Here is a 23090-nt window from a genome sequence, read left to right on the forward strand (position 1 = left end):
GATTATCTAAATATACTTAAATCTAGTTTTAAAGAAAACACATTTGAATATAATGCTATACTTTGATCGCCAATATCTGTAAATGCATAATCTATTTGTACACCGTTATATTTAAAACCAACACCAAAACTAGGTTGAAAACTTAGCTGTTCGGTATTATCTATTTGTAATTCATTTTGAAAATTACCAACACCAGCTCGTAAATAAACCATATCAATATACCCAAATTCAAATCCTAATGCTGGATTTATACTGGCAAATGATGACGAAACAATATCGTTGTTTTCTTCAAATCGTACATTTAAGTTTACTGCTGTTAAAAGTGTATAATCTACATTAAAATCGACTAATTTTGATATGCCAATTTGCAATTTCGGAATGGTTATTTCTGTGGTTTCTGGTAATTCTTGATTTTGCCCTGCAACTGCATTTTGTATTTTTGCAAATTCCTCTTCATCAATTGCCCAAGCATTAAAAGTGGTTGTAATATCGCGTGCCATAACACCAAACTTCCAATTATTTTTAGTTTCAAATTGAACACCAACATCAAAACCAAAACCCCAAGACGAAGCAAAATCTCCAATAATTCTACGAATTATTTTAGCATTAATACCATAATTTAATCCTTGAACTGGTAACTTTCTGGCATACGAAAAAGTTAATCCATAATCAGCAGTTGAAAATAAACTAATTCTGTCATAATTAATATTTCCTTGAGCATCAATTAATTGCGTGGTGTTTAATATGTCATCAACAGCAAAGCGAATTAGTGATATACCAATAGCACTTCTATTATCAAGAGGCATAGCAAAAGCTGCATAATCGTAATTTGCAATATTGGCAAAGTAACTAGAGTGCATTAAGGCAAGTTGATTGTCTTCAAGTTTTAATATACCAGCTGGATTCCAATAACCAGAGTTTACATCATTAGTGTGTGCTGTAACTGCACTACTCATACCCAAAGCAGCAGCATCAACACCAATATTCATAAACTCGTTGGAATATTTTCTAACAGTTTGACTATATACTGCTAATGATAACAAACAAAATAATGTGGTTATATTAATTTTCAATCGCAATTTTTTACAAAGATGCATATAATTTATCACCTAATAAACTTCAAAATAAATACAATATTGTTTCTTCTTTGTTTTAGACCGAAATACTTTGCTATTTTTACAACAATAAAATATCAGATATGAAGCGATATATTCCTAATGCATTAACCCTTTTAAATTTATTTTGTGGTTGTATTGCTGTAATTTTTGCAGTAAATAATAATTTTGTTGCTTCAGCTTTATTTGTTTTTCTTGGTATATTCTTTGATTTTTTTGATGGATTTGCGGCAAGGAAGTTAAACGTTCAAAGTGAATTGGGAGTACAATTAGACTCGTTAGCAGATATGATAACTAGCGGATTGGTTCCAGGAATTGTAATGTTTAAGCTTATTGAGTTAACTCAACTTACTTGGGTTGATAATTTTTATAAAACGGATAGTACTAATTTGCTTTTAGAAATAGGTGGAGGGAGTTTTTTACCATTCTTAGGCTTAACCATTACTTTAGCATCAGCATACCGTTTAGCAAAATTTAATATTGATATCGAGCAACAAGCCTATTTTAAAGGCTTACCAACGCCAGCAAATACTTTGTTGATAGTATCCCTTCCATTAATTATGGAATTTCAGAATAGCGATTTAATCAACTCAATCATTTTAAATCAATGGTTTTTAATTGGTTTGACCGTTTTTAGTTGTTGGATATTAAATTCAAAAATTAAATTATTTGCTTTAAAGTTTAAAACTTGGAGTTTTAAAGATAATGCAGCTCGTTATATTTTTATATTACTATGTATTGTGCTTTTAATTGTATTAAAATTTGCGGCAATTCCTTTAATAATATTACTATACATAATGATGTCTATTTTAGACAACTTAACATCAAAATAAGAATACATGGCATCAGGATTTTTTGCATTATTTGACGACATAGCAGCCTTAATGGACGATGTAGTTGTAATGAGTAAGATTAGCACAAAAAAGACGGCAGGAATTTTAGGCGATGATTTAGCGGTTAATGCAGAAAAGGCAACTGGGTTTGTTTCTTCTAGAGAATTACCCGTTTTATGGGCAATTACTAAAGGCTCATTTCTTAACAAACTAATTATTTTACCCATTGCTTTTTTACTTAGTGCCTTTGCACCTTGGGGAGTAAAATTGGCCTTAGTGCTAGGTGGTGTGTATTTAGCTTTTGAAGGCGCTGAAAAAATATATGAGTTTTTTGTACCACATGAGCATACCAAAATTAAAATTGACGAAGAAACTGTTTCTGAAGAAGAGGTGCTTAAAGTTGAGAAAACAAAAATAAAATCAGCTATTTTTACCGATTTTATATTATCAGTTGAAATTGTAATTATTGCTTTAGGTACGGTCTTAGGAAGGCCTATATTGTTTCAAATAATAGTTGTTTCTATTGTTGCTATTATAGCTACTGTTGGTGTTTATGGTATAGTTGCTCTAATCGTGAGAATGGATGATTTTGGTTACAGACTTGTAAAACTAAGTAGTAAGAAAAAAAGTATTTCAAAATTTATTGGAAACCTTTTAATAAATGCGTTGCCTGTTGTTATTAAAAGTTTATCCGTGATTGGTACAATAGCATTGATTTTAGTTTCTGGTGGTATTTTTGTCCATAACATTGATTTTCTTCACCATTTTTTAGGTGGATTACCTTCAATCTTAAGAGATTTTATTGTTGGTTTAATAGTTGGAGCTATTGCAGTTTTAGTGGTAAAACTTTTCAAGCTTATTTTTAAACGAAAAGTTATTAAATAGAAAGAAAAACTAGTCTCTAATCTTCTTCTTACGAAGCTCGAAGTTTTGTCCTAAATATACTTTACGTACCATTTCATCATTAGCAAGATCTTCAGGAATACCATGTTTTAAAATACCTCCTTCAAACATTAAGTATGTTCTATCTGTTATTGCTAAAGTTTCTTGTACGTTATGATCGGTAATTAAAATACCAATATTCTTTTTGGTAAGTTGTGCTACAATACGTTGTATATCTTCAACTGCTACTGGGTCAACACCTGCAAAAGGTTCATCCAATAAAATAAAACTAGGATCGGTAGCTAAGGCACGAGCAATCTCTGTACGGCGACGCTCTCCTCCTGATAATAAATCACCACGGTTTTTACGAATATGACCCAGGCCAAATTCTTCAATAAGCGATTCCATTTTATCGTGCTGCTCTTTTTTACTTAGCTTAGTAAGTTGTAATACACTTAAAATGTTATCTTCAATACTCAGCTTCCTAAATACCGAAGCTTCTTGTGCTAAATATCCAATTCCATTTTGCGCACGCTTATACATAGGGTATTTAGTGATCTCTGTATTATCTAAAAAAATATGCCCACCATTGGGTTTTATTAAACCAACAATCATGTAAAAAGATGTTGTTTTTCCAGCACCATTTGGCCCTAATAGCCCGACAATTTCACCTTGATTTACTTCAAGAGAAACATCTTTTACTACTTTTCGCCCACTATAGGACTTCATTAAATTTTCAGCTCTTAAAATCATACTTGCAATAACGTAAATTTTAATTAATTATTGGCTTCTAATGCATCCCAAAATTCGTATGCACGACGCAAATGTGGAATTACTATGGTACCTCCAATTAAATTAGCAATACTTAAAGTTTCAACAACTTGTGTTTTAGGAATACCTTCTTTATAACATGCTTCAAGGTGATATTTTACACAATCATCACATCTTAAAACCATAGATGCTACTAAACCTAACAGCTCTTTAGTTTTAACATCTAAGGCGCCTTCCGCGAAAGCGTTAGTATCTAAATTAAAAATACGTTTTATAATTTTATTGTTATCGGCAAGAATTTTATCATTCATTCTTTCCCGATATTCATTAAACTCGGTAACAATATCAGACATGTTGTTTCTCTTTTCTTTTTTGATTTCGTATAACAATTTTAGAGATATAAATGCTTACTTGATATAATATTATAATTGGAATAGCAACAATAACTTGACTTACAACATCAGGAGGCGTAATAACTGCCGCTAAAATTAATACAATTACAAGTGCATATTTTCTGTACTTTCTTAATACTTCTGGTGTAACTAAACCTATTTTAGTAAAAAAATAGATGATAATTGGTAACTCAAAAATTAGCCCTGAAGCTAAAGCTGAATTTCTTACTAGAGCAATATATGAGCTTATATCGATTTGATTGTCTACAACTTTGGAAATACTATAATTAGCTAGAAAATTAAGTGACAAAGGAGCTACAATGTAATAACCGAATAATACGCCAATAAAAAATAAAAGCGATGAAATTATAATAAAACCACGCGAATGTTTACGCTCATTTGAATGTAATCCGGGGCTAATAAATTTCCATAATTGGTATATTACATATGGAAATGATATAATAAAACCTCCTAAAATTGCTGTCCAAATATCTGCAGAAAATTGACCACCCACAGTACGATTTTGTATTATCATTGGCATTTCTTCGGCACAAAATGTAGTTTCTACACCTAAGAAGGTTGCTCCATTACACAAAAAATGATATGTTGGAAAGGTCATTTCCAGTGGTGCAAAAATAACTTCGTCAAAAACAAATCGGCTAAAAATAAAAACCAAAGTAGCAACAATAACAACTGCTAAAACTATTCTTATTAAATGCCATCGTAAATCTTCAAGATGATCTAAAAAAGACATCTCATTAATATCTTTCTTTGCCATTATATAATACCTTCTTTAATTAAATCATGTAAATGTACTACTCCCGCATAATTACCATTGTTTTCTACAAGTAATTGAGAAATACCATTGGTTTCCATAGTTTCTAATGCATCAACAGCCATAGCATCAACATTTATATGTTTAGGATTGGGACTCATAATATCTTTTGCAGTTAAAGTAGAAAAATCATCAACTTTGGTTAACATTCTACGTAAATCACCATCTGTAATAATACCAACAATTTTTTCGTTTTCAACAACTGCTGTAACCCCTAGCATTTTTTCTGTAATTTCAATAATTATGTTTTTAATGCTTGTATCTAAATGTACTTTTGGTTTTTCATTTACCGATGAAATATCATGAACTCTTAAGTACAATTTTTTACCTAATGCACCACCAGGGTGATATTTAGCAAAATCGTTACTTGAAAAACCTCGCAAATCTAATAAACAAACTGCTAGTGCATCACCAATAACTAATTGAGCTGTGGTACTAGTAGTTGGAGCTAAATTATTAGGACAAGCTTCTTGCTCTACAAAGGCATTTAAAATATAATCTGCTTGTTGTCCTAAAAATGACGCAGTATTACCCGTAATGGCAATCATTTTATTTTTTGCACTTTTTATTAAAGGTACTAAAACTTTAATCTCAGGGGTATTTCCGCTTTTTGAAATACAGATAACCACATCATCTTTAAGAATTAGCCCTAAATCGCCATGGATTGCATCGGCAGCATGCATAAAAACAGCGGGAGTTCCAGTTGAGTTTAATGTTGCCACAATTTTATTTGCTATAATGGCACTTTTACCAATTCCTGTAATAATTACTCGCCCTTTGGATGTGTAAATAAGTTTTACTGCTTTTGCAAAATCATCAGTAATAAGGTTAGCTAAGTTAGAAATAGATTCACTTTCCATTTCAATGGTATGCTTAGCTGTATTAATAATAGAAATTTCGTCTTTCAAAATTTATTATTTTTTTTTGTTGAAGCTTTAAAGATTTTGTTATCTTTAAATGTAAATCATTATTGAATTTTATTGTAAATTCGAATTGCGTTACAAAACTAACGAAAAAAACATGAGGGTTCTCTAAATACACTGCTAAATTAAAGAATAAAATGCTTTTGAGTTTAGTGTATTTTAATAGTGTAAATTAATTTTTATTAAATCAATGTTAACAACAAAAAGTGACATTCAGTCTGCACTAAAAAAATATTTTGGATTTAACAAATTCAAAGGGTTGCAAGAAGATGTAGTTGAAAGTATTTTATCAAAAAAGCACACATTTGTAATTATGCCAACAGGAGGAGGAAAATCTCTCTGTTATCAATTACCAGCATTAATGCAAGAAGGAACTGCCATTGTGGTGTCTCCTTTAATAGCTCTAATGAAAAATCAAGTAGATGCCATTAGAGGTGTCTCCCAAGAGGAAGGTGTAGCACACGTATTAAATTCTTCATTAAACAAAACTGAGGTAAAACGCGTAAAAGAAGATATTGTTAATGGTGTTACTAAGTTGCTTTACGTAGCTCCAGAATCATTAACTAAAGAAGAAAATGTTGATTTTCTTCGAACTGTAAAAATCTCTTTTATGGCGATTGATGAGGCGCATTGCATAAGCGAGTGGGGACATGATTTTAGACCAGAGTATAGAAACTTAAGACATATAATTAAAAGAATTGGTGACGATATCCCTATTATTGGATTAACTGCTACGGCGACACCAAAAGTACAAGAGGATATTATAAAAAACTTAGGAATTACTGGCGCAACAACTTTTAAAGCATCTTTTAATAGACCTAATTTGTATTATGAAATTAGGCCAAAAACTAAAAATGTTGATGCTGATATTATTCGATTCATTAAACAAAACGAAGGAAAATCAGGTATTGTTTATTGTTTAAGTAGAAAACGTGTAGAGGAGTTAGCACAAGTATTACAAGTAAATGGTGTTAAAGCAGTGCCATACCATGCAGGTTTAGATGCCAAAACCAGATCAAGTCACCAAGATAAGTTTTTAATGGAAGATGTAGATGTTGTAGTTGCAACTATAGCTTTCGGAATGGGTATAGATAAACCAGATGTACGTTTTGTAATTCACCATGATATTCCTAAAAGTATTGAAAGTTATTATCAAGAAACTGGACGTGCTGGTCGCGACGGAGGGGAAGGACATTGTTTAGCATACTATGCATATAAAGACATTGAAAAACTAGAAAAGTTTATGTCTGGTAAGCCAGTTGCAGAACAAGAAATTGGACAAGCATTATTACAAGAAGTTGTTGCTTTTGCAGAAACATCAATATCTCGTAGAAAATTTATTCTGCATTATTTTGGTGAAGAATTTGATAATAAGACTGGTGAAGGAGGCGATATGGACGATAATGTTCGTAACCCTAAAAAGCAAGTTGAAGCTAAAGATAATGTTACATTACTTTTAGATACTATTAAAAAAACAAACGAAAAATATAAATCTAAAGATTTAGTAAATGTAATTATAGGTAAAGAAAATGCATTAATAAACTCGCATAGAACCAATGAACAAGATTTTTTTGGTAAAGGCAAAGACCACGATAATAAGTATTGGATGGCCTTATTAAGGCAAGTACTAGTTGCTGGATACCTTAAAAAAGATATTGAAACTTACGGTGTTATAAAATTAATAGATTCTGGTAGAGATTTTTTAAAAAGCCCAGTATCGTTTATGATGACCGAAGACCATATTTTTGAGGGAGAGCAAGAAGATGGAACAATAATTACTGCCGAAAAAGGAGGAGGAGCTGTAGCCGATGACGTTTTAATGGGTATGCTTAAAGATTTGCGTAAAAAAAATGCTAAAAAATTAGGAGTTCCTCCATTTGTGATTTTTCAAGACCCTTCATTGGAGGATATGGCTTTAAAATATCCTATTTCTATGTCCGAACTTAGTAATGTTCATGGAGTAGGTGATGGAAAAGCAAAAAAATACGGAAAAGATTTTATCGCTCTTATTTCAAAATATGTAGAAGAAAACGATATTACTCGTCCAGACGATTTAGTTGTAAAATCTACAGGAAGTAACTCTGCCAACAAATTATATATTATTCAAAACGTTGATAGAAAATTACCTTTAGATGATATTTCGTCATCAAAAGGAATGTCTATGCAAGACTTTATAAAAGAAATGGAGGCTATAGTATATTCTGGTACTAAATTAAATATTAATTATTGGATTGATGAGATTTTAGACGAAGACCAACAGGAAGAAATTCATGAATATTTTATGGAGTCTGATTCGGATAGTATTGATGAAGCTATTGAAGAGTTTGATGGCGATTATGATGATGAAGAATTACGTTTATACCGAATAAAATTTATTAGTGAAGTTGCAAATTAATATTCCATCATTCCTGAATTGTATCAAAATCTACAACATGTTTTTTTGCTATTAGTCTTAACGATTTAATTCGGTCTTTATCAAATTTTTTAACATCTTCCTTTTCAATTTGAAAATCTATTCTTGTAATAAATCTATTTGATACATTAGAATGATCAGATTCAAACTCTTCCGTATCTGATTTTAAATCTAAATTAAAATTTTCTCCTTCAATGCTCAGTGTCGCTCCTTTCATTGTTTTAATTTTAAAAGAACCAACAATTATTGTTATGACGTAATAAAAACCTCCAAGTTCTTTAGTATTAGCATAAAGAACATTTTCTTTAGATATTGCAAATGCTTCATCTTCAATAGAATTAATAATGTCTTCAGTGTAATTATCTACATGCGTTCGTTCCATAGCACGTATATTTCCAAATGCTGCTAAAATATTATCTATAGAAAACTTCATAAAAAATTGATTTTGGTAAAACTAAAATTATAAATATAAATGGCAAAACTATAATCGTAAATCATTTCATATATTTGCATCTTCAAATAAAAAATAGAATAATGCAAGACGGACTATACGCAAAATTTAATACAACAAAAGGAGAAATTCTTGTTGCTTTAGAATACAAAAAAACTCCAGGAACTGTAGGTAACTTTGTTGCTTTAGCAGAAGGTAACCTAGAGAATTCGGTTAAACCTCAAGGAACACCATATTACAATGGGTTAAAATTTCACAGAGTAATACCAGATTTTATGATTCAAGGTGGTTGTCCACAAGGCTCTGGCTCTGGAAATCCTGGATACCAGTTTGATGACGAGTTTCATCCTGATTTAAAGCATGATAGCCCAGGTGTATTATCTATGGCAAATGCTGGCCCAGGAACTAATGGCAGTCAGTTTTTTATAACACACATAGAAACACCTTGGTTAGATAATAATCACACTGTTTTTGGTAAAGTAGAGCATGGACAAGAAGTAGTTGATGCCATTGCGCAGGGTGATGAAATTGAAAGTTTAGAGATTGTTAGAGTTGGTGCTGATGCAGAAGCTTACAACGCTGTTGAAGCATTTAGAACTTTTGAAGGTTCTAGAGAAAAACGTTTAGCAGAAGCAAAAGCTGCGGCAGATGAAGCATTAGACAAAATAGCTGCAGGTTTTAATAAAACTGATAGTGGTTTAAGATACCAAATAATACAAGAAGGTAAAGGTGTAAAAGCTGAAAAGGGTAAAACGGTATCTGTACATTATAAAGGTCAATTAGCAGATGGTACGGTTTTCGATTCTTCATATAAGCGTAATCAACCGTTAGAATTTCCAGTAGGTGTAGGACAAGTTATTGCTGGTTGGGACGAAGGGATTTGTTTATTAAACGTAGGAGACAAAGCACGTTTAGTAATACCTAGCGATTTAGGATACGGAAGCAGAGGCGCTGGAGGTGTAATTCCACCTGATGCTACTTTAATTTTCGATGTAGAATTAATGGATGTAAAATAAAAAATCATTCTTTTTAATATTAAAAGCACTTCTTTTTGAAGTGCTTTTTTTATATTTATAGATGACAAATTTAGAACTAGAAAACCTAAAATATCCAATAGGTAAATTTGATTGCCCAAATAATATTTCAAAAGCAAATATTGAAAATTGGATTTCAATTTTAGAACAATTTCCAATTCGTTTGGAAGGATTAGTAAAGCATCTTAATAAAGAGCAATTAGATACGCAGTATAGACCCAATGGTTGGACAATTAGGCAAGTTGTTCATCATGTATCAGATAGCCATCATCATAGCTATACTCGGTTTAAATGGGCTTTAACAGAAGATAAGCCATTGATTAAAGCTTATCACGAAGATCGTTGGGCAGAGCTTATAGATACCAAATTGGCACCAATTCAAATGTCTATTGAGCATATTAAAGCTATTCATTATAAATTAGTTTATCTCTTAAAAAAACTGTCTGATGCTGAATTGAATAAAAGTTTTATTCACCCAGAAACTAAGGCTGAAGTTTTATTAAAAGAGAACATAGGTGTTTATGCATGGCATAGTAATCATCATTATGCACATATTGAGAATTTATTAAAAAAGAATAATTGGGTTTGATTTCTTTATGATTAGACCATTTGACATAAAAGACATCAAAGTACTTTTAGACATTTATAATTATTATGTGCTAAATACCATTGTGACTTTTGATATTAAGGCTTTATCACTGGAAATCTTTACAGAAAAAGTTAATTATATTAATGCCAAATATCCCTTTATCGTTTTTGAAGAAAACGGCAATATATTAGGTTATGCCTACGGAAGCAAATGGCGACCAAAACCAGCTTATAACCATACGGTTGAGTCTACAGTTTATGTAAAACATGGAGAACACGGTAAACAAATTGGCTCAAAACTTTATGCTGAATTACTTAGCTTGTTAAAGCAAGAAAATTATCATGTGGTTTTAGGCGGACTAACTTTACCAAACGAAGCCAGCGTTAAGCTTCATGAAAAATTTGGCTTTAAGCAAGTAGCGCATTTTAAAGAAGTAGGGAAAAAGTTTGATAAATGGCTTGATGTAGGCTTTTGGCAATTAAATTTTTAGTAATTATTTCCACTTAATATTACAACCTATACTAGGTTTTTGTGTATGCATATTTTCCTTGTTTTCTAATAAACAATCTAATGCATGTCTTAAGTCTTTTCCAGTAACAGCCAATCCGTTTCCTGGTCGAGAATCGTCTAACTGTCCCCTGTAATTTAATTTAAGATTAGCATCAAATACATAAATATCAGGTGTACAAGCGGCATCATAAGCTTTTGCTACATTTTGAGTTTCATCATATAAATAAGGAAATGGGTAGTTTTCAGATTTAGCATGAATCTTCATTTTATCTGGAGAATCTTGCGGATAATTAATAATATCGTTGCTAGAAATTGCAATAAAAGAAATGCCTTTTTCAGTGTAAGCATTGGCTATAGAAACAATTTCTGAGTTTATATGAATTACAAACGGACAATGGTTACAAATAAACATAATTACCGTTGCTTTATTCCCTTTTATATTTTGAAGCGATAATACTTCATCAGAAACCGTATTCAATAAATCGAAATTTGGAGCAGTGGTTCCTAAAGGAAGCATATTTGAAGGTGTTCTTGCCATTATTTTTTATTTATTCAAAGTTCGTAATAATTTGTATTTTTAAAAAATGAACGATGCAATAACTTTTGAAGATTTCACGAAAGTAGATTTACGAGTAGGAACCATTATAGAAGTAAACGATTTTCCAGAAGCTAGAAACCCTGCTTACCAGATTACTATCGATTTTGGAGATCTAGGAATCAAAAAATCTTCGGCTCAAATAACAACCTTATATACTAAAGAAGACTTATTAAACAGGCAAATTGTGGCTGTTGTAAACTTTCCTAAAAAGCAAATTGCAAAATTTATGAGTGAATGTTTGGTTATAGGAGCTGTAGATGGTAAAGATGTTATTCTTTTAAACCCAGAAAATAGTGTAAAGAATGGCACTCCAGTATCTTAGTTTATGCAACAACTAGACCATGTTCAAATAAACTTTGATACCAACGCGCTTTGGGTTTTAAATGTAGCCCTTGCATTAGTTATGTTTGGTGTAGCATTAGGGATTTCAATAAACGATTTTAAAAGCTTAATCAAACAACCAAAGCTAGTTTTAATTGGAATTTTATCTCAATTCATTTTTTTACCCTTTGTTACATTTCTGTTCGTACTTTTAATAAAACCACAACCAAGCATTGCTTTAGGAATGATGATGGTTGCTGCTTGCCCCGGCGGGAATGTTTCAAATTTCATGACAAGCTTAGCTAAAGGAAACACTGCGTTATCTGTTAGTCTTACTGCATTTGCTACTTTTTTAGCAGTGTTCATGACTCCCTTAAATTTTCAGTTTTATGGGAATTTATATCAACCTACAGCAGAAATTTTAAAAAGCATACAATTAGAGCCTTTTGAGTTAATAAAGCTAGTAGTACTTATACTTGGAATTCCACTAGTTTTAGGAATGCTTTTAAGGTTTTATAACGAAAAGCTAGCTCACAAGCTTTCGAAAGTTTTAAAGCCTTTATCAATTGTTGTTTTTATTGCTATAGTAATTATTGCGTTTTCTAAAAATTTGGAAGTATTTAATAACTTTATTCATCATGTATTATTAATAGGGGTCAGTCACAATATATTAGCAATCACTATTGGTTTTTTAGTTGCTAGAACCTTTAAATTATCGTTTAAAAATCAAAAAACATTAGCTATTGAAACAGGTATTCAAAATTCTGGTTTAGGATTGCTGCTTATTTTTACATTTTTTGATGGAATAGGAGGTATGGCAATTTTAGCTGCATTTTGGGGCATTTGGCATATTATTTCTGGCTTGTTATTAGCTTGGTATTGGTCTCATAAAAAAAGACGTTTAGCATATTGAAATTTATCTGGTTATATAGCGTAAGATTGTATTTGAGTATTGGTATGTTTTTCTATTTTAAAAAAATAAAAATCCATGGTATTAAAAATGTACCAAAAAACAAACCCGTTTTATTACTGAGTAATCATCAAAATGCTTTATTAGATGCTCTATTAATTGCTACTAAGTCTGGTAGGTTTTCTTATTTTTTAACAAGATCTGCAGTTTTTAAAAAATCTTTGGTAAGCAAAATTTTAAATAGCCTGCAAATGCTGCCTATTTATAGAATTAGGGATGGTTGGAGTAAACTGTCTAATAATAATGCTATTTTCGAAACCTGTTCTGAGCTTTTAAATAAAGAAGAAGCTATTGTGATTTTTCCAGAAGGGAGTCACAATTTAAAGCGTACGGTTAGACCTTTGAGTAAAGGCTTTACAAGAATTGTTTTTGATACTTTAAAAAAATATCCAAAAACAGATTTACAATTAATTCCAGTAGGATTAAATTTTGAAAAAGCTGAAAAATGCCCAGATAGTACTTCAATATTTTTTGGAGAACCAATAGTTGCTAAAGGATTTATTTCTGAAAATAGAAATGAAGATGTAGTAAGGTTGAAAGCAAAAATTCAATCTGAGATTTCTAAACTAACAACGCATATACCACCTGACAATTATAATGAAACCTTAAGAAGGTTAAATGGCTTACAAGTTGATTTTTTGGACCCCAAAGCAGTAAATATGTGTATTACCAGTGGGTTTAAAAACTGTAATACCACCCGAAAATCTAAAATAAAAGGAATAAAATTATTTTTTAAAGGCTTACTAATTTTAAATATTTTATTTCCTTATTTAATTTGGAAGCGTATTATACAACCAAAAATAGATGAGATTGAATTTACATCTACTTTTAGATTTGCTATAGCCATTACTTTGGTTCCGTTTTACCTTTTAGCAATTGTATTTATAACAGCTTTTTTATTCAGTTTTAAAGCCGCAGTAATCTATTTAATTTCAGTTTTAATAATTTCTCTTATAGCAATTAAATTATAGTTCTTTTCTAAAGAAAATAGCATTCATTAAAAGTTTATTAGTGCCGTACCAAAATGCTCTAAAATTCGTATTATCTGTAAACACAACAACTTTGCCTTTACCTAATTTTTTTATTTGAACTGGAACAGTTTCTGCTAAAACTTTCAAATTTGGTTTAGAAATATAGCCACTTAAAAGAGGAGTTTTAGTGTATTGAATTGGGTTGTTATAGCTTAACGAGTCTGCTTTAATAAAAATGGTTGTATTCCTAAATAATGCTATTTTATCATTTTTGTAACCAAAATTTATTGGGTGCGACCTATCTAGTTTTGCTTCAAAGATCGCACCTCCAATTACTTGCGCGCCTTTAAAATCATTTTTTTCTTCGAAACTTACATGTTTTGCAGGAATATTAGTTTTTTCAAAATCCAATTGAATAAACTCCTTCTCTTTAAGCCATTTTACGGTATTTCTATATCCAATAATAGTGCCTCCTCTCTTAGTCCACGATTTAAGCTTTTTAGTACTTGATTCACTTAAGGATTTCATGTTTGGGATAACAATTGTATTGTATCGGTCCAAATCAGCTTTTCCAATGGTTTTAGTGTCTAATTTTGTAATAGCAATATTAAAGCGTGTATCAAATAAATGCCAAATTTCCCCTGCATCGTATGATGAGATACCATCTCCAACTAATAAAGCTATTTTAGGTTTTACTAAAGTTTTAAAATTTCTACTACCTAAATCTATACCTTCTGTTAAGCCTGTATTTACAGCATAGATTTGCAAATAACTTTCTTTGGCTAGTTTATTTAAATAGGTGTGCAAATCTGCACTATTTATTTTTTGATTTTGTACAGGAATCAAAAGTGTACCATAATCGTAATCTTTATTGTTCATGCTAAAACGCTTTAGAGCTACTTTAGTACGAATGCCCTTATTTAATAATTGATTGAGTAGTTTTGGCGAGTAATATTCGTGCCATTCCATCAAATAGGCATAATTGCTTGAACCAGAAATATTTCCTTTTCTTGGTTGTAAATTGATTACTTGTTCTCCCAAATTATTTGTAGAAACATTTTCAGCATAATTTATATTAAAAGCAAGTTGAAAAGACCAAGCAGAAATATCATAAAATAGGGTATCTTGAAACGTGGTACGTTTTTCAAACATAGCATTTATTAAGCGTGTATTCTTCTGATTTTTAGGGATAATGTAACTGTATCCTTTTTTGAAGCGTTTTCCGTTTGCGGTAAAATCTTGTTTTATTTCATGAAATTTAATTTTATGCCTATTTAGTATCTCGGCTAAATGATAAGTTTTTGCAGCATCCTTTTCATCACCAAAAACAATAGCTTTAGTTGATTGTTTTAGACCTTCTTGCCTAGCATTTTTGTAAAAATCGTGTTGATATTTTAAGAGATCTTTACTCATGCTTTTTGCAGCATTTAAAGTAGATAGTATCGTAGTAAATTGATTTTTGATGGTAAACGGAAAGGTTAAAACACCATTGTTACTTTCTTGTATATGACCTCTAGAACTTGCTTGCTCGAATAAAATACCAATACCTCCATTTATATCTGGAAATGTCGATCCTTTGCCATAGTAAAAATCATCATAGCTTTCTTCAGTATAATACAATGACCCTATTTTGTTTAAAGCTTCAGCGTGAAACTCACCTATGCTTTTTGTTAATTCTTGGTTCTGCTTTGGTGTTAAAGGATGTGTTCTTGAAGGAATTCCAGGTTGAAAGAAAAAGGTAGAATTGGTTCCCATTTCATGATGATCGGTTAAAATATTTGGTAACCATTTATGAAATGTTTCTACCCTAGCTCTAGATTCTGGCAATTGTACCGGTAACCAATCACGATTCATATCAAACCAATAATGATTGGTTCTTCCACCTGGCCAAACCTCACTATATTCTCTATCGTTTGGGTCTGGATTTAAGTTTATATTTTTATTAGTATTTGCCCAATAAGCAAAACGTTGCAATCCGTCAGGGTTTAAAGAAGGATCAAATAAGATAACCGTATTGTCTAATAATTCATTGATATAACTACTATCTGCGGCAGCTAAATAGTAAGCTGCTAATAAACTTGCATTGGAGCCACTAGGTTCGTTACCATGAATTGAAAATCCTTGATAAACCACTATGGGCATATCTTTGATATCTACAGGTGTGTTATTAGTTGCATCTATATGTCTTTTACGTATAGCATCAATATTTTGATGGTTTTTAGGCGATGTAATAGTTAGTAACAAGAGAGGTCTGTCTTCAAAGGTTTTACCTCTATTTTCAATGCTTATCCTATCTGATGCTTTAGCAAGAGCATACATGTATTGCACAAGCTTATCATGCGTAACATGCCAATCTCCAACTTGATGGCCAATAATACTTTTTGGGGTTGGAATGTTTTGGTTATAACTTATGTCTTGCGGAAGGTAATATGATAAGTTTATTTTACTTTGAGATGTGGCAAATAAAGATGCCATAAAACAAATGATAAAAAGTTTGTTCATTATGAGTTAGTTAGGTTATAAATATAAAAAAACCGTTACACTTGGTATAACGGTTTTTGTTAATTTTAAAATGACGCTCTATATATCGTCAAAGTCTATATCTGTAAAGCTTTCAGGAGTTTTTAACTCGTCCTCTGTAACTCGTGGTTGATTATTATATTCTTTTTTGAAATCTTTTTGATGACGCTCGCTAATCACTTCATCACCTTTTTCTTTAATAATATAATCAGTCATTTCAGCTAAAATATCTTTAAACTCAGCAAAGTCTTCTTTGTAAATATATATTTTATGCTTCTTATAATGATAAGATCCATCATCATTAGTAAACTTTTTACTCTCGGTAATCGTAAGATAGTAGTCTTCTGCTTTTGTAGCCCTTACATCAAAAAAATATGTTCGTCTCCCAGCTCTTAGCACTTTTGAAAAAATCTCCTCTTTCTCCATCATATCATTATTGTTCATAGTTGTTTAGAAATTTGTTGGATTGTCTATTATTTGTATCAAAAATCTAAAAAAATAGCATATTAACCAACAAATATTACGTTTTCTTTTTGATAAGTAATTATTTGTTGCATTTAATTGAATGATAAAATGATGTATCTATTTAAAATTCAGATAGTTTACTCTTGTTTTGAATCAGTTTCGCTTAATTGTTTTAAATATAAATCTTTGTAGTAACCTTCAACATTAATTAGCGATTCATGCTTTCCTTTTTGAACAATTTCACCATCTTCTAAAACAATAATTTTATCAGCATTTTTTACAGAAGAGACTCTATGGCTTACAATAACTGTTGTTTTTCCTTTAGATAATTTATTTAAGCTTTTTAAAATTTTCTCTTCAGTTTCAGTATCAACGGCAGATAAGCAATCATCAAATAATAAGATTTTTGGAGATTTGATAATGGCTCTTGCTATTGATACACGCTGCTTTTGTCCTCCAGAAAGTGTAATCCCGCGTTCACCTAAAACAGTATCGTAACCTTCATTAAATTTTATAATGTTTTTATGCACTTGTGCATTTTTAGCAGCATTAATAACATCATCTTCTGTAGCATCTTCTTTGCCAAACTTTATATTGTTTTTTATAGAATCTGAAAACAAAAAGGCATCTTGAGGTACATATCCAATACTGTTTCTTAAATCATTAAGGTTAAGGAGGTTTATTTCAGTATTGCTTATGATTATTGAACCAGAATCAATATCGTAAAGTCTACCAATTAAATCCAAAACAGTCGATTTTCCAGATCCTGTTTTGCCTAAAATAGCAAGCGTTTCGCCTTCCTTAATATTAAAACTTACATTCTTTAAAGCTTGAATATTAGTGTCATCATAAATAAAAGATACGTTGTTGAAAGTAATATCTCCTGTGATTTCTGTACGATTACTATTTGTGTTTTTTATTTCGGGTTCAATCTTTAAAAATTCATTAATTCGTTTTTGAGATGCTTCGGCTTGTTGTACAATAGAAGTTACCCAACCTACAGTTGCTACAGGCCATGTAAGCATATTTACATAAATAATAAACTCTGCAATTGTACCTAAACTTTCAATTTCGCCATTTATATATTGCATTCCACCTATATAAATTACCAACAAATTACTGGTGCCGATAAGTAAAATCATCATAGGAAAAAATAAGGCCTGTACTTTAGTTAAATTAATTTGTTTCTCTTTACTACTTGCCGAAAGCGCTTTAAAATTTGTAGCTGTTAGAGGTTCTATTCCATAAGCTTTTATAACCGAAATACCACTAAAAGATTCCTGAGTATATGTTGATAGCTTCGATAAATATTGCTGCACTATAGTGCTACGTTTGTGTATTTCTCTACTCAACTTATATATAGCAACAGAGAGTATTGGTAGCGGAGCAATAGTGAAAAGAGCTAGTTTTGGTGCCGCATTAAACATATAAATTAATACAATTACAAAGAGTGTAATCGTATTAATACTATACATTAACGCTGGACCAGCATACATGCGTACACGACCAACATCTTCACTTATTCTATTCATTAAATCGCCTGTCCTATTTTTTTTGTAAAAGTTCAATGAAAGCTTTTGATACTGACCGTATATTTCATTTTTTAAATCGAACTCTATATAACGTGATACATTTATTATGGTTTGACGCATAAAAAAAGTAAGTATGGCTCCAATTAATGCAGCACCAATTATGTAAAGAATGGCTTCGGATAACTCTGCTTTAAAAACGTCTTTGGTAATTTTTCCTTCTAGTGCATTTTCAACAACAACAAATATTTTTTTTACATATCGTGGTGTATAAAGCAAAAATACTCTGGCTACTATAGTAATTATTGTACCAATAATAAGATGTGCTTTGTATTTTAGAAAGTATTTATTTAAATGCTGAAGTTCCTTCATTTATAAATTTATGATTGCTTTAATGTATGAGAATGCAAATATAATTTGAAGAAGCAAAGATAATAGATTAAAACTATTAGTAGGTCTTACTTTAAACTTCCAATTGTTAAATATAGCCTAAATATTATTGCAATAATTAGTTTATAATATGAAGCATTTATTTTAAAATAGTATTATTTTTGCAGCACAAAACAAATCAATAATTTTCGATTTAATTTAAAGTTCTTTGTAATGATGCTAAACAGAAGACACATTCGTATAAAAGTAATGCAAACTATGTATGCGTTTAAAGGCGGAGAGAGTGATGATTTTAGTAAAGACCAGAAGTTTTTAATGTTTAGTATAGATAATATGTACAACTTGTACCTTTTATTGATGGCTTTACTACTTGAAGTACAAAAAAGAGCCGAAAGCAACTTACAAAAAAAGCAAAACAAACATTTAGCGACAAAAGAAGACAAAGATCCTAACAGGAAATTTGTTAACAATCAAGTGTTGCAAATTCTTAAAAATAACCTACAATTAAAAAACCAGTTCGAAACTTATAAGATTACCAATTGGGAGTTAGATAACGAGTACGTAGATGTTATTTTTAAAGCTATTATTTCTAGTGATTTGTATAAAGATTATATGCAAACTAAAGTGTCAGACTTTAAAGAAGATAAAGAGTTTATAGTTGATATTTTTAAAGAGATTATTGCACCAAACGAGAAGCTATACGATTATATGGAAGATAAAAACCTAACCTGGTTAGATGATCTTCCTACTGTTAACACTACTATTTTAAAGCTGTTGAGAAAGGTTAAAATAACTTCTAGCGAAAACTATTTTACACCTAATTTATATAAAGATATTGAGGATAAACAATTTGCTATTGACTTGTTTAAAAAGACACTTTTGAATAAAACAGTAATAAATAAAGAAATTGAACTTAAAACACAAAATTGGGATGCTGAACGAATAGCTAGCATAGATTATGTGTTGCTTCAAATGGCAATTTGCGAACTGCAACATTTTACTTCAATACCTGTAAAAGTTACCATTAACGAATATTTAGAAATAGCTAAAGAGTACTCAACTCCAAAGAGTAGCATTTTTATAAATGGTATTTTAGACAAGCTGGTAAAAGAATATACAGCTGATGGAAAATTAAACAAAATTGGCCGTGGCTTAATGTAATTATCTGTTAAGAGAATAATAAAAGTTTTTAATCGATTAAATAATTGCTATTTTTACATCCCGAATGATAAAAACATTTAAAATGAAAAAAGTAATATTAGGATTAAGCACGCTATGCTTAATTGCATTTACATCATGTAAAGAAGAAAGCGCAGCAAAGAAAATAGAAGAAAGTAATTTAGCAGCTGCAGCAAAAAGAGATGCAGTATCTTCAAAGTTTCCAAAATTAGAATTTGATAAAAGAGAGCACGACTTTGGTGAAATAGAAGCCAAAACTCAAGTGGAAACTGTATTTAATTACAAAAACACTGGCGAAGCACCTTTAGTTATTACAGATATTAAAAGTTCTTGTGGCTGTACAATTCCTAAAGATTGGAGTAGAGAGCCATTGGCAGCAGGAGAATCTGGAAAGTTTACTGTAAAATTTAATGGTAGTGGACAAAATAAAATAACAAAAACAATAACAGTAACAGCAAATACAGAAAAAGGTTCAGAAACTGTAAAGATTACGGCATTTGTAAAGCCAGATCCTAATGCACCTGCTACTGTCAATAAACCTGCAACTATACCAACAGTTAATTCAGCTGTTAAAAAAACCAGTACACAGCCAGGTCACGAAGGACATAACCACAACTAAAAAACAACTATAATGGGAGATTTAGGCCAATTTATGCCTTTTGTATTAATGTTTGTAGTCATCTATTTTTTTATGATTGCACCACAAATGAAACGTGCCAAAAAAGAAAAAAAGTTTGCAGCCGAATTAAAACGAGGCGATAAAGTAGTTACAAAAAGCGGAATGCATGGTAAAGTTTTAGAACTTAACGATAAAGATGGTAGTTGCGTTATTGAAACTATGTCTGGTAAAGTAAAGTTTGAACGTTCTGCCATTTCTATGGAGATGAGTAGTAAAATAAACGCACCAGTAAAAGCTAAGTAAGTATTGCTACTTTTAGGATATAAAAAAGCTTCCAATTTTTTGGAAGCTTTTTTATTTAACAATTCTTGTATTTATCGTTTAAGCCAACACCTTGTAGAATCATGGGTTTAATTTTTTCTAAACGGGTTTGCTTTGTAGCTTCTCTTTTTGCCGAACTAATATATTCGCAATATTCTCGTTGCTTGTAAGCCGATAAACTTTCAAAACTAGTTTTTAACTCGCTCGCTAAAATTGCTTTTAATTCTTGTGGTATAATAGTTTCTTTTTTGCTTCGGTCTGGTTTTACTTCTTTACCTAATTTTTGGTTCTCTATCGCTTCTTTAACATATGCTAAAACAATGTTTTTATCAATCTCCTTAACCGATTCAAAACGCATTTGCCGTAGTGCTTTTGTTTTTTCTTCTTGAGCATTTACTAACAGATTTTGTTTGTCTTCTAAAAACACACCATTAAAAAACCAAATACCAAAATGCTTTTTAAAAGCACCTAAACCAATTACATTTTTATTGTTTAGGGTATAAACAGGAGCGTTCCATTTTACTGTTTCTTCAAGTTCGGTAGTGTTAATAATATTTCTTAAAATACTTAAGGCCTCACTAAAATGAGTATTTTCTTCAATGTATTCTTCAACGGAGTATGTTTTTTTCATTGTTAATTTTTGAAGGTTCGTTTAACGTGTTCGTGTGATGGTTAGTAGCGTTGGCTAGCTTAAAGATACTAAACTATCACAAACCTGAGGAAAATCCGTAGGATTTTCCGAGTACGCACAGAACAAGCTATTAACTATACACGTTGTTGCCAACTGTTTTAGTTATCACCTAATCGTTCAAAAGTAATTGTTGATTCTAGATTTTCTATAAATTCAGAAATTACGCTTTCCCATTCGACTATTTTTAATTTTTGGTTATGCTGATAGTTGATATTTCTAATTGGAAAATTCTCTTCAACTATTCTATACTCACCTATTTCCCAATCTCTTTCTCTCCATTTCTTTTTTTCCTCTTCTGTGTATTTTCTTTTTGAAGCATATACTTTTTTCTTATTAAATTCCTTTAAATCAAAATGGTCGAAGTATTTGTGAAAATTTTCATTGTTAGTTTTTATCACAAAATTACTGAAGGAAGAGTGAGAAGTTGTAACTCTACTTGAGTAAATGGTGTTTCCAACAATTGAGTCAGGGTTGCTTTTAAAATGCTCTACATCTTCTTTATTCAGTTTGTCTTTATGAAGTCTATAAAAATTGAAAAAAATAGGATCATCAACCTCTATAGACTTAAACTTCTTTATTGAACTCTTATCATATTCAGAATCTTCAAATTTTTGTATAAATGTCGATTTGTTCTTTCTCCAAAATAGATAAGCGGTTGAGTAAACTCCATAATTTATACTTGTCTGTTTATAATATCCAATTTCGTCTATTCCATTATCTTTCAATTCTTGAATTTCCAAACCAAGAATAGAATCAATTTTCATTTCAAACTTTTGAGTAAAACCTTGAATTGAAATTAGAAGAAATAATGTTACAAATATGTGTTTGCGTTTTATCAAAATTGTTGGCAATGCTTTTTGAGTATATCAGTCCGTTTTAATGATTATATACAGCGTTAAACGAAGGTCGACATTTTTTCTTACAAAGTCAAGTATTCATATAAAACAGAAAAGCCACTTTACGTATGTAAAGTGGCTTTAAATAAAATAAAATTTTTAGTTTATGACTTTGTAGCCTTAACTGTAATTTTTAATTCAATATCGTCATTAATAAATTTATCGCCTAAATCATCAAAAAACGATTTAGAGCCATATTTTACATTCCATTTAGAGCGATCTATAGTAAATGTTTCGCTAGTTAAAATTAATGCGCCATCAGTATTTGAAACTGTTACAGGAAAAGTTACATTGTTTTTAGCGTCTTTAAGTGTTAAGTTTCCAGATAACATCGTTTTTCCATCAACTTCACTTATTCCAGTGATTTCAAAAGCTGAGCTTGGGTGTTTTTCAACATCAAAAAAATCAGCACTTTTTAAGTGTCCAGTAAGTTTTCCGTTATATTCGTCTTCTTTCGGAATATCTGCAACTTTAATAGATTTCATATCAATTAAAAATGTACCGCTATTAATTTTTCCATCAGTTACGTTAAATACACCATTTTCTATATTAATAGTTCCGTTATGTGTTCCTGTTGGCTTAAAACCTTTCCACTCAATAGTAGATTCAGCGATATTAGCTGTATATTTTTCTGATGATGCTTCAGCTGTAGCAACTGTTTCTGCTTCTTTTGTATTTGCTTCCTTTGCTTTGTCTTTACATCCGTTTGCGCTTATTACTAAAGCAGCAATAGTAAATATTGTGGCTATTCTTTTTTTCATCTTTATTGTTTTTAATGTTTAAGCAGTAAAATTAGTCAATTGTTTGTTTTTTTTGGTAAAAAAAATATTAAATTTTTTTAGTGACATTTTGACATTTTAATAATAATGGCA

General features: G+C 30.7%; 25 protein-coding genes. 12 read left to right on the forward strand and 13 right to left on the reverse strand.

Going from position 1 to position 23090, the window contains the following annotated elements; all coding sequences use genetic code 11:
- Positions 1–2 precede the first annotated feature (2 nt).
- Entirely contained in the window at positions 3–1073 is a 1071-nt protein-coding gene (locus M3P09_RS06765) for a putative type IX sorting system protein PorV2 (RefSeq protein ID WP_488592972.1), read from the reverse strand.
- A gap of 125 nt (positions 1074–1198) precedes the next feature.
- Between M3P09_RS06765 and M3P09_RS06770 the strand changes: the two genes are divergently transcribed.
- On the forward strand, positions 1199–1948 hold the full coding sequence (locus M3P09_RS06770) for a CDP-alcohol phosphatidyltransferase family protein (protein WP_249972526.1): 750 nt from the start codon (positions 1199–1201) through the stop codon (positions 1946–1948).
- Between the two features lie 6 nt (positions 1949–1954).
- A complete protein-coding gene (locus M3P09_RS06775) occupies positions 1955–2833 on the forward strand; it encodes a DUF808 domain-containing protein (RefSeq protein WP_249972527.1) in 879 nt (292 codons plus the stop codon).
- Positions 2834–2842: 9 nt separating this feature from the next.
- Here the strand turns inward: M3P09_RS06775 and lptB are convergent, their stop codons facing one another.
- From lptB to M3P09_RS06795, 4 genes are read right to left on the reverse strand one after another with little or no spacing between them, the layout of a single operon-like run.
- The gene (gene lptB / locus M3P09_RS06780; protein WP_099565497.1) at positions 2843–3583 is read right to left on the reverse strand and encodes an LPS export ABC transporter ATP-binding protein; all 741 of its coding nucleotides are present in this window, start codon (positions 3581–3583) and stop codon (positions 2843–2845) included.
- A gap of 23 nt (positions 3584–3606) precedes the next feature.
- Positions 3607–3954 (reverse strand): carboxymuconolactone decarboxylase family protein, encoded by a 348-nt coding sequence (locus M3P09_RS06785; protein ID WP_099565496.1) that lies wholly within the window; start codon positions 3952–3954, stop codon positions 3607–3609.
- The gene (tatC, locus tag M3P09_RS06790) at positions 3947–4771 is read right to left on the reverse strand and encodes a twin-arginine translocase subunit TatC (protein WP_099565495.1); all 825 of its coding nucleotides are present in this window, start codon (positions 4769–4771) and stop codon (positions 3947–3949) included. The genes M3P09_RS06785 and tatC overlap by 8 nt, the downstream gene beginning before the upstream one ends.
- The gene (locus tag M3P09_RS06795) at positions 4771–5688 is read right to left on the reverse strand and encodes a KpsF/GutQ family sugar-phosphate isomerase (protein WP_430886763.1); all 918 of its coding nucleotides are present in this window, start codon (positions 5686–5688) and stop codon (positions 4771–4773) included. Before M3P09_RS06795 ends, tatC begins: the two co-directional genes overlap by 1 nt.
- Positions 5689–5941: 253 nt before the next feature.
- Here M3P09_RS06795 and M3P09_RS06800 point away from each other — a divergent pair, with 253 nt between their 5' ends.
- On the forward strand, positions 5942–8146 hold the full coding sequence (locus M3P09_RS06800; protein ID WP_249972529.1) for an ATP-dependent DNA helicase RecQ: 2205 nt from the start codon (positions 5942–5944) through the stop codon (positions 8144–8146).
- 7 nt (positions 8147–8153) lie between these two features.
- Here M3P09_RS06800 and M3P09_RS06805 read toward each other — a convergent pair whose 3' ends face one another.
- Positions 8154–8597 (reverse strand): hypothetical protein, encoded by a 444-nt coding sequence (locus M3P09_RS06805; RefSeq protein ID WP_249972530.1) that lies wholly within the window; start codon positions 8595–8597, stop codon positions 8154–8156.
- A 101-nt stretch (positions 8598–8698) separates the two neighbouring features.
- Here M3P09_RS06805 and M3P09_RS06810 point away from each other — a divergent pair, with 101 nt between their 5' ends.
- The 3 genes from M3P09_RS06810 to M3P09_RS06820 all read left to right on the forward strand — a co-directional run bounded on the left by M3P09_RS06810 (position 8699) and on the right by M3P09_RS06820 (position 10728).
- Complete coding sequence (locus M3P09_RS06810; RefSeq protein WP_249972531.1) at positions 8699–9631, forward strand: peptidylprolyl isomerase; 933 nt, start codon at positions 8699–8701, stop codon at positions 9629–9631.
- A gap of 61 nt (positions 9632–9692) precedes the next feature.
- On the forward strand, positions 9693–10238 hold the full coding sequence (locus M3P09_RS06815; RefSeq protein ID WP_249972532.1) for a YfiT family bacillithiol transferase: 546 nt from the start codon (positions 9693–9695) through the stop codon (positions 10236–10238).
- A gap of 7 nt (positions 10239–10245) precedes the next feature.
- Complete coding sequence (locus tag M3P09_RS06820; RefSeq protein ID WP_249972533.1) at positions 10246–10728, forward strand: GNAT family N-acetyltransferase; 483 nt, start codon at positions 10246–10248, stop codon at positions 10726–10728.
- Positions 10729–10731: 3 nt separating this feature from the next.
- Here the strand turns inward: M3P09_RS06820 and M3P09_RS06825 are convergent, their stop codons facing one another.
- Positions 10732–11286, reverse strand: a complete 555-nt coding sequence (locus M3P09_RS06825; protein WP_249972534.1) for a thioredoxin family protein — start codon at positions 11284–11286, stop codon at positions 10732–10734.
- Between the two features lie 46 nt (positions 11287–11332).
- Here M3P09_RS06825 and M3P09_RS06830 point away from each other — a divergent pair, with 46 nt between their 5' ends.
- Genes M3P09_RS06830 through M3P09_RS06840 form a run of 3 tightly spaced genes read left to right on the forward strand, consistent with a single transcriptional unit; the run spans position 11333 to position 13608 of the window.
- Positions 11333–11668: a tRNA-binding protein gene (locus M3P09_RS06830; protein ID WP_099565486.1), complete on the forward strand. Its 336-nt coding sequence runs from the start codon at positions 11333–11335 to the stop codon at positions 11666–11668.
- 3 nt (positions 11669–11671) lie between these two features.
- Entirely contained in the window at positions 11672–12580 is a 909-nt protein-coding gene (locus M3P09_RS06835; protein ID WP_249972535.1) for a bile acid:sodium symporter family protein, read from the forward strand.
- Positions 12577–13608, forward strand: a complete 1032-nt coding sequence (locus M3P09_RS06840; RefSeq protein WP_249972536.1) for a lysophospholipid acyltransferase family protein — start codon at positions 12577–12579, stop codon at positions 13606–13608. The genes M3P09_RS06835 and M3P09_RS06840 overlap by 4 nt, the downstream gene beginning before the upstream one ends.
- Here M3P09_RS06840 and M3P09_RS06845 read toward each other — a convergent pair.
- From M3P09_RS06845 to M3P09_RS06855, 3 genes are all read right to left on the reverse strand, one after another.
- Positions 13603–16110, reverse strand: a complete 2508-nt coding sequence (locus M3P09_RS06845) for a M14 family metallopeptidase (RefSeq protein ID WP_249972537.1) — start codon at positions 16108–16110, stop codon at positions 13603–13605. The two genes, M3P09_RS06840 and M3P09_RS06845, sit on opposite strands and share 6 nt — an antisense overlap.
- Positions 16111–16188: 78 nt before the next feature.
- Entirely contained in the window at positions 16189–16572 is a 384-nt protein-coding gene (locus M3P09_RS06850) for a PUR family DNA/RNA-binding protein (RefSeq protein ID WP_099565667.1), read from the reverse strand.
- 158 nt (positions 16573–16730) lie between these two features.
- Entirely contained in the window at positions 16731–18494 is a 1764-nt protein-coding gene (locus tag M3P09_RS06855; RefSeq protein ID WP_099565482.1) for an ABC transporter ATP-binding protein, read from the reverse strand.
- A 231-nt stretch (positions 18495–18725) separates the two neighbouring features.
- Here M3P09_RS06855 and nusB point away from each other — a divergent pair, with 231 nt between their 5' ends.
- From nusB to yajC, 3 genes are all read left to right on the forward strand, one after another.
- Complete coding sequence (nusB, locus tag M3P09_RS06860) at positions 18726–19673, forward strand: transcription antitermination factor NusB (protein ID WP_099565481.1); 948 nt, start codon at positions 18726–18728, stop codon at positions 19671–19673.
- A gap of 82 nt (positions 19674–19755) precedes the next feature.
- Complete coding sequence (locus M3P09_RS06865) at positions 19756–20310, forward strand: DUF1573 domain-containing protein (RefSeq protein WP_249972538.1); 555 nt, start codon at positions 19756–19758, stop codon at positions 20308–20310.
- 12 nt (positions 20311–20322) lie between these two features.
- Positions 20323–20613: a preprotein translocase subunit YajC gene (yajC, locus tag M3P09_RS06870; RefSeq protein WP_099565479.1), complete on the forward strand. Its 291-nt coding sequence runs from the start codon at positions 20323–20325 to the stop codon at positions 20611–20613.
- A 55-nt stretch (positions 20614–20668) separates the two neighbouring features.
- Here yajC and M3P09_RS06875 read toward each other — a convergent pair whose 3' ends face one another.
- The 3 genes from M3P09_RS06875 to M3P09_RS06885 all read right to left on the reverse strand — a co-directional run bounded on the left by M3P09_RS06875 (position 20669) and on the right by M3P09_RS06885 (position 22979).
- Positions 20669–21262, reverse strand: a complete 594-nt coding sequence (locus M3P09_RS06875; RefSeq protein WP_249972539.1) for a YdeI/OmpD-associated family protein — start codon at positions 21260–21262, stop codon at positions 20669–20671.
- A 158-nt stretch (positions 21263–21420) separates the two neighbouring features.
- Complete coding sequence (locus M3P09_RS06880) at positions 21421–22086, reverse strand: hypothetical protein (RefSeq protein ID WP_249972540.1); 666 nt, start codon at positions 22084–22086, stop codon at positions 21421–21423.
- Positions 22087–22322: 236 nt separating this feature from the next.
- Positions 22323–22979 (reverse strand): YceI family protein, encoded by a 657-nt coding sequence (locus tag M3P09_RS06885; protein WP_249972541.1) that lies wholly within the window; start codon positions 22977–22979, stop codon positions 22323–22325.
- Positions 22980–23090 lie beyond the last annotated feature (111 nt).

This window comes from Jejuia spongiicola (assembly GCF_023502325.1).
Classification (GTDB): domain Bacteria; phylum Bacteroidota; class Bacteroidia; order Flavobacteriales; family Flavobacteriaceae; genus Wocania_A; species Wocania_A spongiicola.

Excerpts from the sequence above, each read along its gene's own strand:
- M3P09_RS06770 (WP_249972526.1), top strand. The coding sequence starts at position 1,199 with ATGAAGCGATATATTCCTAATGCATTAACCCTTTTAAATTTATTTTGT.
- M3P09_RS06775 (WP_249972527.1), top strand. The coding sequence starts at position 1,955 with ATGGCATCAGGATTTTTTGCATTATTTGACGACATAGCAGCCTTAATG.
- lptB (WP_099565497.1), bottom strand. The coding sequence starts at position 3,583 with ATGATTTTAAGAGCTGAAAATTTAATGAAGTCCTATAGTGGGCGAAAA.
- M3P09_RS06785 (WP_099565496.1), bottom strand. The coding sequence starts at position 3,954 with ATGTCTGATATTGTTACCGAGTTTAATGAATATCGGGAAAGAATGAAT.
- tatC (WP_099565495.1), bottom strand. The coding sequence starts at position 4,771 with ATGGCAAAGAAAGATATTAATGAGATGTCTTTTTTAGATCATCTTGAA.
- M3P09_RS06795 (WP_430886763.1), bottom strand. The coding sequence starts at position 5,688 with ATGGAAAGTGAATCTATTTCTAACTTAGCTAACCTTATTACTGATGAT.
- M3P09_RS06800 (WP_249972529.1), top strand. The coding sequence starts at position 5,942 with ATGTTAACAACAAAAAGTGACATTCAGTCTGCACTAAAAAAATATTTT.
- M3P09_RS06805 (WP_249972530.1), bottom strand. The coding sequence starts at position 8,597 with ATGAAGTTTTCTATAGATAATATTTTAGCAGCATTTGGAAATATACGT.
- M3P09_RS06810 (WP_249972531.1), top strand. The coding sequence starts at position 8,699 with ATGCAAGACGGACTATACGCAAAATTTAATACAACAAAAGGAGAAATT.
- M3P09_RS06815 (WP_249972532.1), top strand. The coding sequence starts at position 9,693 with ATGACAAATTTAGAACTAGAAAACCTAAAATATCCAATAGGTAAATTT.
- M3P09_RS06820 (WP_249972533.1), top strand. The coding sequence starts at position 10,246 with ATGATTAGACCATTTGACATAAAAGACATCAAAGTACTTTTAGACATT.
- M3P09_RS06825 (WP_249972534.1), bottom strand. The coding sequence starts at position 11,286 with ATGGCAAGAACACCTTCAAATATGCTTCCTTTAGGAACCACTGCTCCA.
- M3P09_RS06830 (WP_099565486.1), top strand. The coding sequence starts at position 11,333 with ATGAACGATGCAATAACTTTTGAAGATTTCACGAAAGTAGATTTACGA.
- M3P09_RS06835 (WP_249972535.1), top strand. The coding sequence starts at position 11,672 with ATGCAACAACTAGACCATGTTCAAATAAACTTTGATACCAACGCGCTT.
- M3P09_RS06845 (WP_249972537.1), bottom strand. The coding sequence starts at position 16,110 with ATGAACAAACTTTTTATCATTTGTTTTATGGCATCTTTATTTGCCACA.
- M3P09_RS06850 (WP_099565667.1), bottom strand. The coding sequence starts at position 16,572 with ATGAACAATAATGATATGATGGAGAAAGAGGAGATTTTTTCAAAAGTG.
- M3P09_RS06855 (WP_099565482.1), bottom strand. The coding sequence starts at position 18,494 with ATGAAGGAACTTCAGCATTTAAATAAATACTTTCTAAAATACAAAGCA.
- nusB (WP_099565481.1), top strand. The coding sequence starts at position 18,726 with ATGATGCTAAACAGAAGACACATTCGTATAAAAGTAATGCAAACTATG.
- M3P09_RS06865 (WP_249972538.1), top strand. The coding sequence starts at position 19,756 with ATGAAAAAAGTAATATTAGGATTAAGCACGCTATGCTTAATTGCATTT.
- yajC (WP_099565479.1), top strand. The coding sequence starts at position 20,323 with ATGGGAGATTTAGGCCAATTTATGCCTTTTGTATTAATGTTTGTAGTC.
- M3P09_RS06875 (WP_249972539.1), bottom strand. The coding sequence starts at position 21,262 with ATGAAAAAAACATACTCCGTTGAAGAATACATTGAAGAAAATACTCAT.
- M3P09_RS06880 (WP_249972540.1), bottom strand. The coding sequence starts at position 22,086 with ATGAAAATTGATTCTATTCTTGGTTTGGAAATTCAAGAATTGAAAGAT.
- M3P09_RS06885 (WP_249972541.1), bottom strand. The coding sequence starts at position 22,979 with ATGAAAAAAAGAATAGCCACAATATTTACTATTGCTGCTTTAGTAATA.